12 protein-coding genes are annotated in these 13,626 nt (G+C 64.0%); 2 read left to right on the top strand and 10 right to left on the bottom strand.

All coding sequences use genetic code 11. The features are described 5' to 3' along the window. Window positions 1-7 precede the first annotated feature (7 nt). From KVG96_RS10215 to KVG96_RS10190, 6 genes are all read right to left on the bottom strand, one after another. Window positions 8-436, bottom strand: coding sequence for an AprI/Inh family metalloprotease inhibitor (locus tag KVG96_RS10215; RefSeq protein ID WP_217891918.1), 429 nt, complete (start codon window positions 434-436; stop codon window positions 8-10). A gap of 93 nt (window positions 437-529) precedes the next feature. Beyond that, complete coding sequence (locus KVG96_RS10210) at window positions 530-1,993, bottom strand: serralysin family metalloprotease (protein ID WP_217891917.1); 1,464 nt, start codon at window positions 1,991-1,993, stop codon at window positions 530-532. A 438-nt stretch (window positions 1,994-2,431) separates the two neighbouring features. Further along, entirely contained in the window at window positions 2,432-3,517 is a 1,086-nt protein-coding gene (locus tag KVG96_RS10205; protein ID WP_217891916.1) for a polyamine ABC transporter substrate-binding protein, read from the bottom strand. A 66-nt stretch (window positions 3,518-3,583) separates the two neighbouring features. Next, complete coding sequence (locus KVG96_RS10200) at window positions 3,584-3,928, bottom strand: cupin domain-containing protein (protein ID WP_217891915.1); 345 nt, start codon at window positions 3,926-3,928, stop codon at window positions 3,584-3,586. Window positions 3,929-3,959: 31 nt separating this feature from the next. After that, window positions 3,960-5,366: an NAD(P)/FAD-dependent oxidoreductase gene (locus KVG96_RS10195; protein ID WP_217891914.1), complete on the bottom strand. Its 1,407-nt coding sequence runs from the start codon at window positions 5,364-5,366 to the stop codon at window positions 3,960-3,962. 51 nt (window positions 5,367-5,417) lie between these two features. Next, the gene (locus KVG96_RS10190) at window positions 5,418-6,233 is read right to left on the bottom strand and encodes a helix-turn-helix domain-containing protein (RefSeq protein WP_217891913.1); all 816 of its coding nucleotides are present in this window, start codon (window positions 6,231-6,233) and stop codon (window positions 5,418-5,420) included. Window positions 6,234-6,498: 265 nt separating this feature from the next. On the opposite strand from KVG96_RS10190, the gene KVG96_RS10185 reads away from it, so the two are divergent. Beyond that, a complete protein-coding gene (locus tag KVG96_RS10185; protein WP_217892466.1) occupies window positions 6,499-6,771 on the top strand; it encodes a DUF1652 domain-containing protein in 273 nt (90 codons plus the stop codon). A 62-nt stretch (window positions 6,772-6,833) separates the two neighbouring features. Here KVG96_RS10185 and KVG96_RS10180 read toward each other — a convergent pair whose 3' ends face one another. Then, the gene (locus KVG96_RS10180) at window positions 6,834-9,308 is read right to left on the bottom strand and encodes a UvrD-helicase domain-containing protein (RefSeq protein ID WP_217891912.1); all 2,475 of its coding nucleotides are present in this window, start codon (window positions 9,306-9,308) and stop codon (window positions 6,834-6,836) included. An 81-nt stretch (window positions 9,309-9,389) separates the two neighbouring features. Beyond that, entirely contained in the window at window positions 9,390-9,560 is a 171-nt protein-coding gene (locus KVG96_RS10175; RefSeq protein WP_217891911.1) for a hypothetical protein, read from the bottom strand. Between KVG96_RS10175 and KVG96_RS10170 the strand changes: the two genes are divergently transcribed. Continuing rightward, window positions 9,559-10,254, top strand: a complete 696-nt coding sequence (locus tag KVG96_RS10170) for a pirin family protein (RefSeq protein WP_217891910.1) — start codon at window positions 9,559-9,561, stop codon at window positions 10,252-10,254. The genes KVG96_RS10175 and KVG96_RS10170 overlap by 2 nt on opposite strands. Before the next feature lie 182 nt (window positions 10,255-10,436). On the opposite strand, the gene pgm is transcribed toward KVG96_RS10170, so the two are convergent. Beyond that, window positions 10,437-12,083: a phosphoglucomutase (alpha-D-glucose-1,6-bisphosphate-dependent) gene (pgm, locus tag KVG96_RS10165; protein WP_217891909.1), complete on the bottom strand. Its 1,647-nt coding sequence runs from the start codon at window positions 12,081-12,083 to the stop codon at window positions 10,437-10,439. Between the two features lie 106 nt (window positions 12,084-12,189). Continuing rightward, a complete protein-coding gene (locus tag KVG96_RS10160; RefSeq protein ID WP_217891908.1) occupies window positions 12,190-13,590 on the bottom strand; it encodes an aminotransferase class I/II-fold pyridoxal phosphate-dependent enzyme in 1,401 nt (466 codons plus the stop codon). Window positions 13,591-13,626 lie beyond the last annotated feature (36 nt).

Here is a 13,626-nt window from a genome sequence, read left to right as displayed (position 1 = left end):
ACGGCCTTCACGGTTGCGCTGCGGCGCGCACCAGCGTGATCACCAGGCCCGACTTCAAAGTGCTCAGATAAAGCCCATCACGTTGTCGGCTGAAGAACTGGATTCTTGAGCCTTCCTTGCCGGTGATCGACAGACCGTCGGGGTCGGGAAACCAGCCGATGGCGCTGTCCTGCAGCCAGGCGCTCAGGCAGTCGGCGCCTTTGCCCAAGGTCTGGTTCGGCTCCAGCTCGATCCGGCAGGTGTTCGACGGCTTGTCTTGCAGGGCCTGGGCATCCGGCGCGTCGCTGCGGGCGCTCAAGGTCGCCTGCCAGGATCCTGCGAACGCCGAAGGGTCTTCGAGTCTGAGGCTGCTTGCCATGGGTGTCTCTCCAGAAATCATCATCAGCGTCGGCAACAGCCAAGCCACTGCCTTGCGGGAAATTGCGCTACGGGTCATGGGACATTTCGCTCCGGCGTGTAGCCTTGCCCACAGGGCGAGGCGATGCAAGTGAAGAAAGCGGCGCACCGTGCGCCGCTTTCCCGTTTCACATCACGCTGCGATGTCGGTGACAGCCGCGACGCCGACGGTGCTGACCAGGAAGTCCGCCACGCCGTGCCCGGAGAAGTCCACTTGCAGGGTGCTGTTGCCGCCCGAGGTGGTCAGGATCGCGTCACCCGCCGCACCGGTGAAGGCGCTGACGAAGTGCAGGCCGGCGCCTTTGGTGATGCCGGTCAGGTCGATCTTGTCCAGGCCCGAGGTGAAGTCCAGGATCTGGTCGGCCGCGCCCGGCTTGGAGTCGGTGCTGGCGCCGAACACGAAGATGTCCGCACCTGCGCCGCCCCACAGCTTGTCGGCGCCGCCGGCTCCGTAGAGGATGTCGTTGCCGGCACCGCCCTTGAGCTCGTTGGACACACTGTTGCCGATCAGCAGGTCGTTGCCCGAACCGCCGATGGCGTTTTCGATGGTGACGCCCTTGGCGATGGACACGTTGCCCACCAGGCCGCCCACGTCGGAGAACGACGCCTCATTGAGGTTGATCTTCTGGTTCTGGGTGAAGCCCGAGAAGTCGAAGGTGTCCTTGCCGCCCGCGTCCCACACCGAGAACACCAGCTTGTCGGCCGACGACGTGGCGCTGAGGAAATCGCGCCCGGCGTTGGAGTTGAAGCCGTAGGTGGTGTCACCGGTACGGGTGGTCATGTTGGCGCCGTACAGCTTCTGGATCGCCGCGATGTCATCCATCAGCGGGCCGGACGAATAGGCCTCCACCCCACCCTTGCTGAAGTTCTGGCTGGTGTTGCTTTCGCTCCAGTAGCTCATGACGCTGTAGCCACGGGTGTCTTGACCGTAGTGGGCGTCATTGTAGGTCGGGTTGCCGTTGCCGGCGTTGTAGTCGCCGGGGTGGGCCAGGCCCAGGGTGTGACCGATCTCGTGGGTCAGGGTCTGACGGCCGTAGTTGTTCAGGTCCGGGTTCTTGTTCTGCTGGTAGCCGCTGTTGATCAAGTACCACGAAGTGCCGTCATAACCGGCGCCGGTGCCCGGCAGATAGGCGAACGCCGCCGCGCCGTCCTGGCCGCCGCTGTAGTTGCCGAAGGTCATGTGGCCGTCACCGCCCGAGGCTTTCTCGGTGAAGGTGACGTTGGCCACGTCGGCCCAGGATTGCATGGCGAGCACGGCCTGGGCCTTCTGTTGGGCGCTGAACTGGCTGAACCCGGAGATCCCGTGCTTGTACATCGTGCTGGACGATGCCGAGGTCAGGAACGTGTAGGTGAGTTCGATCTTGCCGCTGCCGTCCAAGTCTTTGTAGGCAGCCCCGTCGCGCAGGATGTAATCGGCGGCCTGGTCGACGGAATAGGAGGGTTTGCCATTGACCGTGAGGTTGCCGCCACGATCGTACTGATGGCTGAAGCTATTGATCTGGTTCCAGGCGGTGCTGGACGCCGCCAGGGGATCTGCCGCCGACAGCTGGAATGCCTGTTCGGCCGTATCAATAGCGTTAGCTTTTACTTTCGACATAAACACACTTCCTTGTTTAGCAATGGAACAGTTTTTGTCAGATAGCGACAACCTCTGGCGAGATTGTCCTATCACTCGCCCAATGAAGGCATTCGCAACCTGACACAATTTGAAATCGAACGTCTAGCGTTTTTTTCGAACTCAAAACGAACTTTTCCGCAAAGCTCCCGTAAACAAAGCATGTGCTGTTGGACAATTGTTTGAACTTTGGTGAATTTGCCGAATTGTCTGACGATTTCTTATTTAAATATTAAATAGGGGTTAATTGTTTTTTGCCGAAGGCGTCTCACTTTCCTGCACTTTATTAGTGCAACCGGGCCCAGGCCGGCGCCGAAGCGACGGTAGCGAGCCTGCCCGTGATGCGTACGTCCACAACATTCCTGTTGAAGGATCCACCGCATCGCGAGCAGGCTCGCTCCTACCGTTTTTGGGGAAGGATCAACTGCCGGTGCGGATCTTGTTCCATACGCGGGTGCGGATCCGGTCGATGTTGAGCGGCATCGCCTCCAGCGCGAACAGCTTGCCCATCATCTCGGGGCTCGGATAAACCTTGGTGTCGCCCTTGATGGCCGGGTCGATCAGGCCGTCGGCCTGCTCGTTGCCGTTGGCGTAGTGCACGTAGTTGCTGATGCCGGCCATCACGTCCGGGCGCAGCAGGTAGTTCATGAACGCATAGCCGGCCTTCTCGTCAGGCGCGTCGGCAGGCATCGCGACCATGTCGAACCAGATGGCGGCGCCCTCCTTGGGGATCGAATAGCCGATCTCGACGCCGTTCTTCGCCTCTTTGGCTCGGTTTTCCGCTTGCAGGATGTCGCCGGAGAAGCCCACCGCCACGCAGATGTCGCCGTTGGCCAGGTCACTGGTGTACTTGGAGGAATGGAAGTAGCTGACGTAAGGCCGCACCTTCATCAGCAGCGCTTCGGCCTTCTTGTAGTCCTCGGGGTTCTTGCTGTGGTGCGGCAGGCCCAGGTAGTTGAGCGCCGCCGGCAGCAGTTCCGGACCGTTGTCGAGGATCGCCACGCCACACTTCTGCAGTTTCTGCATGTATTCGGGCTTGAAGATCAGATCCCAGGAATCCAGCGGCGCAGCGTCGCCCAGCACAGCCTTGACCTTGGCCACGTTGTAGCCGATGCCGGTGCTGCCCCACAGGTACGGGAAGCCGTGCTCGTTGCCCGGATCATTGGTTTGCAGGGCCTTGAGCAGCACCGGGTTGAGGTTCTTCCAGTTCGGCAGTTGGCTCTTGTCGAGCTTCTTCAGCGCCCCGCCCTGGATCTGCCGCGCCATGAAATGGTTGGAAGGAAACACCACGTCGTAGCCGGACTTGCCGGTCATCAGCTTGCCGTCGAGGGTTTCGTTGCTGTCGTAGACGTCGTAGGTGACGCCCAGGCCCGTGTCCTTCTCGAAGTTCTTCGCGGTGTCCGGCGCAATGTAGTCGGACCAGTTGTAGACCTTGACCGTGTCGGCCGCGTGGCTGAGCGAGGCGACCAGCAGCAGCGGCGCCAGTGAGAGGGTTTTCTGGATCATGGGGATACCTGTGGGTGCTGTTGTCTTTTTTGTCGTGAAGCGGGCAGGCAATCAAAGATCGGAAAGTCAGAAAATCAGGACATAGGTCTTGCGCACGGTCTCCTGGATGTCCCAGACGCCGAGCGTGTTCGCCGGCAGCATCAGGGCGTCGCCGCCCTGGATGTGCAGGGTCTCGCCACCGCCGTCGGGGGTGAACGTGCAGCGGCCGGCGATGAAATGGCAGAACTCCTGGGCGGTGATCTGCCGGCGCCAGCGGCCGGGCGTGCACGCCCAGACGCCGGTTTCGACGCCGTCGTCGCGCTCGACGCTGGTGGTCGAGGCGACCGCCACCGGCGTGCCGAGGGGAACGGCCACCGGGCTGGATTCGTCCAGCGGCAACGTGGCGGTGTTTTTGAACTGGGTGATGCTCATGGGGCTACCTGTCGTGGGATTGAAGCGGGGTTCAGTGCATGAAACCTTCCATGAAGCCCGCCACCCGGCTGGCCAGCTTGCGCCGCCAGGGCGCGGTCGCCGGGTTGGCCAGGGTCTGGTCCTCATGGACGAAACTCTTGATGATCGCGTTGTAGCCCAGCCACCGGCACGGCTCGGGCTCCCAGGCGCGCAGCGCGTGGATCCCGCCGTCCGGCAGCACCCAGGGCTGGTGCACCAGCTCGCTGTCGCGCTCCAGGATCAGGTCGGCCAGGGTGCGTCCGCCCAGGTTGCTGGCACCGACGCCCTCGCCGCCGTAGCCGCCGGACAAGGCAATGCCGTTGGCGCGGTCGCAGAGCATGTGCGGCTTGAAGTGCCGGGACATACCGAGGTTGCCGCCCCAGCCGTGGGTGATCTGCACGTTTTTCAGTTGCGGGAACAGCTCGCCGAACAGATAGCGGCGCAGCTGCACTTCATCGCGGGTCAGGTCGAAGTCGTGCCGCAGCCTGCCGGCGAACCGGTAGCCGCCGCGGGCCCCGAAGATCAGGCGATTGTCGGCGCTGCGCTGGCCGTACGTGACCTGGCGGCTGAACTCGCTGAACGCCTGGCCGCCGTTGAGGCCGATCTCGTCCCAGACCGCCGCCGACAGCGGTTCGGTGGCGACGATCAGGCTTTGCACCGGCAACTGGTAGCGGCCCAGCGGCGGCAGCGTCACCGAATAGCCTTCCACCGCCGGCACGATCCAGCGGCTGCGTACGCTGGCCTTGTCGGTGCGCAGGCTGCCGGCCTGCCAATGGGTGACGGGACTGTTCTCGTAGATCTTCACGCCCATGCGTTGAACCGCGCGGGCCAGGCCGCGCACCAGTTTGGCCGGATGAAGGGTCGCCACGTGGGGGGCGAAGATCGCGCCGTACGGCTTGGCGATCCGCAGTTGCTGCGCCAACTGCTCGGGGCTGAGCCAACGGTAGTCGTTGTCGCTCAGGCCTTGGGCGTGCAGCTTGTCGAGGTACTGGCGCAGGCTCGCCGCTTGCTCCGGGTAACGCGCGGCGCAGTACAGCACGCCGCCCTTGCGGTAATCGCAGTCGATGCCTTCGCGTTCGAGGACGACTTCCACCTCGTCGGGAATGCTGTGCAACAGGTCATAGGACGCCCGGCGCTGCTGGGGAGAAAGCCCGGCCAGCAAGCGGTCCTCGCCCAGCAGATTGCCCATCAGCCAGCCGCCGTTGCGCCCGGACGCACCGAACCCGGCGGTCTGCGCCTCGACGATGGCGATGTCCAGGCCCGGCGCCAGCCGCTTGAGGTAGTACGCCGTCCACAGCCCCGTGTAACCGGCGCCGATGATCGCCACGTCGACGTCCAGGTCCTGCTCCAGCGCCGGTCGCGCGGTCAGCGGCTCGTCAAGCTGGTCCATCCACAAACTGATGTTGCGCCACGCCGGCATGCAAGACTCCGCCAATCAAAAGGTCGATGGCGGCGATCCTAGTGGCAGGGCTCAAGGGTTGTCTTGCGCGCGTGCCCGCAAAGAAATTTGTTTGGCGTAAGCCTTGGGCGACTGCCCGGTGTGCTGGCGAAAGCAGCTGTAGAACGCCGACAGCGAGTTGAAGCCGGCGGCGAAGGCCCGCTCATCGATGCGCAGCGGCGGCGTGGCGCTGTCCAGGCCCCGCAGCACATGCTGCAGGCGAGCCTGATTGACGTAGCGATAGAAGCTTTGCCCCAGCACCTGGTTGAGCAGGTAGGAAATCTGGTTACGGCTGTACCCGCACTCCTTCGCCACCCGCTGCAGGTCCAGCTCCGGGTCGAGGTACGGTTGCTGGCGCTGGAAATAGCTTTGCAGGTCGTCGGCCATGAAGCTCAACTGGCGCGGCGACAACCCCAGGCGGCTCGCCGCCGGGCGCCGGTTCGACGCCTGGGCCGCAGCGGCCGTTTCCCGCACCAGCGAGGCGTATTCGTTGACGCGCCAGATCAAGCCGTCCTTGACGGTGATCGCTTCACTGGAGCGGAACGACACCAGGCCGCTGCCGCCGCGCAACGTCACCTCGTACTGAATGAACGCCGTGTTGCCGTCGATGCGGATCCGGTCGCAATGCTCCAGCGCTTCGTCGGATTCACGCGGCATACTGACCCGCACGTACTCGCGCAGCTCGTCGAGCCCGAGCACGCGGTTCTGGAAGAAGTCGTTGTACTGGATGGCCGGATGGTAGAGCGCCATCACGCTGTCCAGATCCCGGCGCTTCCAGCTCAGGTGATAGCGCATGACCGTTTCGCGGGTGGCCGGGGACTGCTCCGGGCCGTCGTCGTCGGCGTGCATAAGGGTCTCTGCCAAAAGCACCGAGCTTGCCCAACTTCAGGCGCCCGGGCAATGACCGGACCGCAATGGCGCTTCGTCGCCCACGGCCGCATGGTTCGTGACTTACATCAAAATAATCCGCGCAATCGCCAAACGGCCTGAAAATTCTCACAGGATTTTCACATCCAGATGCTACTTTTAAAGGCACCCACCGGTTGAGCCAATGAAGGCTCTTCCCACCTACCCTGAGCAAACGGAAGCGCTCGATGAAGAAGGCGGGCAACACATGAATAGAGCCTCAAGCAAAGTCACCTTTCCCAACGCCTGCCAGCTGATGCGCTGGCATTTTCATCCCATGGGATTCGAGGCGACGATGGACGCACCGGGCAGCATGGTCGCCCGACTGTTCGACCGCGCCAGCGGCGAAACCCTGATCGCGATCGCGGGCATTCCCTGCGCCACCGTGATGAACGCGGCGGACGTCGAACGAATAATCGAGGCGGTCGAGGATGAACTGGACACGTTCACTCCTCCGGAATCGTTGAGAAGCTACGCATAACTTTATGATTCACAAACAAAAAAGCCCGCTAGCGATAGCGGGCTTTTTGTTGGTCGATCGATTCAGGCGGTCTTTTTCTGCGGCCGCCGGTCGGCGAAGAACGGCTTGCCGGCGTCGACCCTGTCCGATGCCCGAGGCATGTTCACCGCTGGCCCGTCCTGGGGTTCGACATACCAATAGCAGTGGCTGACCGCACGGGTGATGCCAACGTAGGCCAGGCGCAGGATCTCGTCCTTTTGCGCACTGTCGTACGGTTCGCTGTCGCCGGCCTTGCCCAGGCCGGCCATGCGGTAGACCTGGTTCTTGTAGGGTGAACTGGTCAAATGCTGGCAGTCTCCCAGCATGAACACCGCATCGGCTTGCAGGCCCTTGGCGCTGTGGAAGGTCAGTTGCTTCAGGCGCCGGGCTTCATACGGCAAGCTAGAATCCACATTAACTACCGACTGAATATGCTGTTCAATCAATAACTTATCGCTACTTCTTCGATACAGCATCAAGATCGAATCGCCTTGCCGGTAGTGCTCCGTCAGACGCTGGGCCAACGCGGCGTCATCACGCTCCAGGACGTTGACCGGCCGCAGTTCGCCGGCCTCGCCGCAGGCCTTGGCCTTTTTCCCCGGAATCGCCGGAGCGGCCCGCACCACATGCTCTGCCGCATCGATGATGTGCTGGTGGCTGCGGTAGTTCTCGCTGAGCATCACCCGCGTGGTGGCCGGCGACGGGAATTCGGTGTTGAACGCCATGAAGTAGCTTGGCGAACTGCCGCGCCAGCCGTAGATGGACTGCCAGTCATCGCCCACGCACAGCAGCGACGAGCGTTGCGCCCCGCGCCCGACATGCATGGACGGCCCGCGGCTGCGGATCTCGGCCAGGCTGGCGCGGATCCACGAGACGATCTGCGGCGAAACGTCCTGAAACTCGTCGATCATCAGGTGCGACATCGGCCGCAGCAGGTCATCGCCGAGCAGCTTGAGGTTTTCCGGCGAGTGCTCGCTGAACAGCGCGAACATGCGGTTGTAGGTCATCACCGGCGGCTTCTGATCCAGCAGGTGATCTTCCAGGGCGCGCCAGAACAGGCTCAAGGCCTCGAAGAAGAAGCAGTCGGGGTCGTCCTTGGCGAAACTCATGCGGCCGACCGCGTCCGGCACGTCCAGCCCCAGGTTCTCGATGAAGCCGGCGGCGCCGACGAAACAGTCGAGCAGCGGTGCGGAAGCCAACTCGCCTTTGACCTTATAGTCGAAGCCGGGGCCTGCGCTCGCGTCCCCCGCCAGCGTGGCCAGAACCCGCTTCGACATTTCGTAGTTATCCAACCAAATCAATGGCTTACGGCAGAAAGCTTGAAACAGGGTGCGCTTCACGGCCCACTCGGAACGCACCGTCAGCTTGGCGCCCGGCCGGCAGGTCTGCGGGTTTTCGCCGGCGTCGAAGCCGAGCACGACCCAGGCATCCAGGCTCGGGATGTAGCCGTGGCAATGGAAACGGGCACCGTTGATCTCGAAGGTCTGGCGGTTCGGCTCGATCCCCTTGATCGGCCAGGCCCCGGCCCGGAACCACAGATCCTCGATCACGTCGCACAGCTCTTCATCGCGCTTGGCGGCCAGCTCGGTCACCGCCACGCGCTTCTGCACGTCCGGGTGATCGCGCTCCAGCTCCTTGAGCTGCAAGGCATGCCGCGACAGCGGCTGGATCAACTGACGGAAACGCTCATCCTCGGTGTACAAGCGGTGGTAACAGGTGTTGAGCCGCTGGCGTTGGGCCTCGTTGATGCGCAGGTCGAACGGGTTGCTGTCCGCCTCGTCGTCGCCACCCTGGGGCCGGTTGCTGAGGTTCTCGAACGCCTGCAACCGCTCGAACCCCGGCAGGCTGCGCACCATCGGCAGGATGAGCGAGTGAAACGTGCGCACCAAGTCACGCGCCTGCTTCTGTTCCAGCGGCCGCCCCCACAGGGCGAACAGCTCGATCAGCTTCTTGATGAAGTCCCGGCGCGATTCTCGGGTGAACGTCACCACGGTCATCGAGTCGAGCTCAAAGCCCAGGTAGTGGGTCAGCAGCAGGATCCGCAGCACCAGGGTCGTCGACTTGCCGGCGCCGGCACCGGCCACCACGGACGTCGACGGCGTGTCGCTGAAGATCATCTTCCACTGCGCCGCGCTCGGCTGGGCATGGGCCGGCAGCAGGCGCGCCACATCGGCCTTCATCCGCTTCTTCAGCTCCGGGGTCAGCGGCAGGCGCCAGTCATCGAACAGATGATCATCGATGGACGGCGGCCGATGTTCGGTGCTGCGGCTGTCGCGGATCAGCAGGACCTGGCGGCCCTCTTCCAGCCCGTCCTGCCGGCCTTCCTTATAGCCGTACTCGACGCCGGCGGTGTGGCCGCTGCGAAAGCCGTCGGCCTGACCGTGCAGCCACGACGAACGGTGCTGGGCGCGCAAGCGGGTCAGGCCGTGCCCCAGGAAGCGGGCGGCCAGGCGCTTGAACCACGGCATCTCGGCCAAGGGGCGAAGTTCGGGAGGAAGATCGGGGGTGTGCTGCGCCACGCTGACGGACTCCGGCATCTGAAACGGTTGAGCGCTATGGTGTCTGGAATTGCTCTTGAGTTCTAGCGAAATGCTTGCAGGTCATGGGGTTAGACGACGAATCGAAGGCTGGATAAGACCGTTTCGAGGTTCAATAGCATCGACAGATTCGATTGTTATGGCGCACTTTTTACGCTTTTTATCGATGACTTCCTGATGGATGATGCCCGTCATTCCCCGCTGCTCCGGGAACCTATCGAGGATCACGACCATGCTTGAACTCCGACCTTTCAGCTCGCTGGGCGGCGCCCACCACGGCTGGCTGGATGCCCATCACCATTTCTCGTTCGCCGAGTACTACGACCCGCAACGCATGAGCTGGGGCAACCTGCGCGTGTGGAACGACGACATCATCGCGCCCGGCACCGGTTTTCCCACCCATCCGCACCGGGACATGGAAATCATCACCTATGTCCGTGAAGGCGCGATCAGCCACCAGGACAACCTGGGCAACAAGGGCCGCACCGAAGCGGGCGATGTGCAAGTGATGAGCGCCGGCACCGGCATCGCACACAGCGAATACAACCTCGAAGCGGGCGACACCAAGATTTTCCAGATCTGGATCCTGCCGACCGAAACCGGCGCGCCGCCCTCCTGGGGCGCCAAGCCCTTCCCCAAAGGCGAGCGCGAAGGCTTCGTGACGCTGGCCAGCGGCAAGGACGGCGATGACCAGAGCCTGCGCATCCGCGCCGATGCCCGCCTGGTGGCCGCCAACCTCAAGGCCGGCGAAACGGCGGAGTATCGCCTGGACGCCGGACGCCGCGCCTATCTGGTGCCGGCCACCGGCGCAATCGACGTCAACGGCCTGCGCGCCCAGGCCCGGGACGGCGTCGCGGTGGCCCAGGAACAGGTGCTGACGGTCACGGCCATCGAAGACAGCGAGGTCGTCCTGGTGGATCTGGCCTGACGGCTGGAACGCAGGCAAAAAAAGGGGCGACCGCAATGGTCGCCCCTTTCTGTTTCACGCTTCACTGTGGGAGCGGGGTTGCCCGCAAAAAGGCAGGCCCTGCCGACATCTCCAGTGCCTGACCCGCCGCTTTCGCGGGCGAGCCCGCTCCCACAGGGGCCAGGGTGCAGCAGGATCCGTGGTCACTTCGCGCTGATCGCACCGTCCACCAGGGTCTGCGCCTCGGCCACCAGTTGCTTGAGGTGGTCGTCGCCGATGAAGCTTTCGGCGTAGATCTTGTAGATGTCCTCGGTGCCCGACGGACGCGCCGCGAACCAGCCGTTCTCGGTCATCACCTTCAGGCCGCCGATGGCCTGGTCGTTGCCTGGCGCGTGGCTGAGGATGCTGTCGATCTTCTCGCCCGCCAGTTCGGTGGAGGTGACTTGCTGCGGCGACAGCTTGCTCAGCAGCGCTTTCTGCTCGGGGTTGGCCTTGGCGTCCACGCGCACCGAAAACGGCTCGCCCAGCTCGTCGGTCAGCGCCCGGTAGGCCTGGCCCGGATCGCGACCGGTGCGGGCGGTCATTTCCGCGGCCAGCAGCGAAGGGATCAGGCCGTCCTTGTCGGTGCTCCAGACGCCGCCGTCCTTGCGCAGGAACGAGGCGCCGGCGCTTTCTTCGCCGCCGAAGCCGAGCGAACCGTCGAACAGGCCGTCAGCGAACCACTTGAAGCCCACCGGCACTTCGTACAGGCGACGGCCCAGACGCTTGGCCACGCGGTCGATCAGCCCGCTGCTGACCACGGTCTTGCCCACGGCGGCATCGGCGCGCCATTGCGGACGGTTCCGGAACAGGTAGTCGATGGCCACGGCCAGATAGTTGTTCGGCGCCAGCAGGCCGCCGCTCGGGGTCACGATGCCATGACGGTCGTGATCCGGGTCGCAGGCGAACGCCACGTCGAAGCGCTCCTTGAGGCCGATCAGGCCCTGCATGGCGTGGCTGGAGGACGGATCCATGCGGATCTGGCCGTCCCAGTCGACGGTCATGAAGCGGAAGGTCGAGTCGACCTGCTTGTTCACCACTTCCAGGTCCAGACGGTAGTGCTCGGCGATCGCCGACCAGTAGCGCACCCCTGCTCCGCCCAGCGGATCGACGCCCAGGCGCAGTGTGGCCGCGCGGATGGCGTCGAAGTCGATGACGTTGATCAGGTCGGCCACGTAGGTGTTGACGTAGTCGTGGCGGTGGGTGGTGTCGGCCTTGAGCGCCTGCTCGTAGCTGATGCGTTTGACCCCGGCCAGCTTGTTGGCCAGCAGCTCGTTGGCCTTGGCTTCGATCCACTTGGTGATGTGGGTGTCGGCCGGACCGCCGTTGGTCGGGTTGTATTTGTAGCCACCGCTTTGCGGCGGGTTGTGCGAGGGGGTGATGACGATGCCGTCGGCCAGGCCGGACGTGCGCCCGCGGTTGTAGCAAAGGATCGCGTGGGACACCGCAGGCGTCGGCGTGTATTCGTCGCCGGCGGCGATCATGACGGTCACGCCGTTGGCCGCCAGCACTTCCAGGGCGCTGGCGCCCGCCGGGGTCGACAGCGCATGGGTGTCGATGCCGACGAACAGCGGCCCGGTGATGCCTTGGGCTTCACGGTACAGGCAGATCGCCTGACTGATGGCCAGCACGTGCCACTCGTTGAAACTCAAGTCGAAGGAGCTGCCCCGGTGCCCGGAGGTGCCGAACGCCACACGCTGGGTGGAGACCGATGCATCCGGCTGACCTGTGTAATAGGCCGTTACCAGTCGCGGGATGTCGACCAACAGATCTGTCGGTGCCGGTTTGCCCGCAAAAGGACTGAGTGTCATGCAAAACCTCTGAGAGAGAGTGGTTCAGGAAATACCGCGCAGTTTACTGGCACTTCGACCGCAGTGCGATGGGATCTATCCTGACAACATTTAATGTTTTTTCCGCTCACCGCAGCGGCGCCAGACGCAGCGCATCCGCCAGCAGGCCTACCGTGCCCCAGGCGTCCCGGGCATCCAGGCCGAGGGGGCTCAAACGCAGGTTCTGGGCATGCAGCCCTTGCAGACTGAACAGCTCTCCGGGCGCGATCACCACCTGCTGCTTGAGCAGGCGCCGGAAGACGTCGCGCATGTCCACCGGGCGCCTGGCGCGCACCCAAAGCGTCGCCCCGCCCTGAGGCTCGACTACCTGCAGGCTCTCCCCCAGCCGTTCGCGCAACAGCTCGACCATGGGCGTGCGGTGCTCTCTCAAGCGGCGGCGCAACGACTCCAGGTGCTGATCGATCCGCCCGCTGTCGTACAGGCGCGCGATCGCTTTCTGACGGATCGGCGACAGGCGGAACGAACGCAACAGGAAATGCCGCTGCAGTTCCGTGCGCCACTGCCGCGACAGCAGGTAGCCGTACGGCGCCTCCGCACCGATGAACTTCTCGAAGCAAGAAAACACCAGCAGACGGTCAGGGTCGAGCAAGTCGCGCAGGCGCAAGCGATCGAGGCCTTCGTCGAGTTCGCTGTAGCAATCGTTCTCCAGCACCCAGGTGCCGTGCCGGGCCAGCAGGCGCGCGATGGACTGCCGGTTGTCCGCCGGCACCTGGCTGCCCCGGGGCATGCTCAACCCGGAAGACAACAGGATCAGCGCCACCGAACGGGTCTTGAGCAGATCCTCCAGCCGCTGCGCGTCGAGCCCGCCTGCGGCCTGCAACGGCAGTTCGATCACCTGCACCTGCGCCGACTGCAACAGGCGCAGGATCACCCAGTCACAAGGCGATTCGACCACCAGGGTGGCATGCTTGAGATCCAGCACGGCGATCAGGATCTCCAGCACGCCGCGCAGATCGGCGCCGACGTACACGTCGTCCGCATGCCAGCATTGCCGGTGCGACGTGGTGTAGCGGGCCGCCACGGCTGCCCGCAACTGCTGTTCGCCGCAAGGAGGCGCCAGCCACTGCGACGGCCGGGGATACTGGCGCAGCAGCTCCCGCTCAAGCACCAGCAACGGGCTGTCCAAGGGCTGGATCGACGCCGGCTCGTCACCGCTCAGCACCTTCATGCCCGGCCAGCGGGCACTGACATAGACGGTCTCCAGCAGGTCGCGGCCATCGTCCGGCGACGGCGCAGACGTGACGGCACGGGCGAAATAGCCGGACTTGGCGACCGAATACACCCGCCCTTCCTTCTCCAGCAGCGAGTAGGCGCACTGGATGGTCGAAATCGATACGTTCAGGCGCTCGGCCAGTTGACGCAGGGACGGCAAACGGATGCTTTCATCCGGGCTGCAGCCAGCCATCAGTCGGGTCAGGTAGCGGTACACCGCCTGATACGCAAAGTCGGTCTCCCGCCGCGCCTTCATGGGCGCCGGCCCGGCGCGATCCAGGCACGGTCGTGC

Source organism: Pseudomonas ekonensis, from assembly GCF_019145435.1.
Taxonomy (GTDB): domain Bacteria; phylum Pseudomonadota; class Gammaproteobacteria; order Pseudomonadales; family Pseudomonadaceae; genus Aquipseudomonas; species Aquipseudomonas ekonensis.
This window is presented reverse-complemented; position numbering and strand designations above follow the sequence as displayed.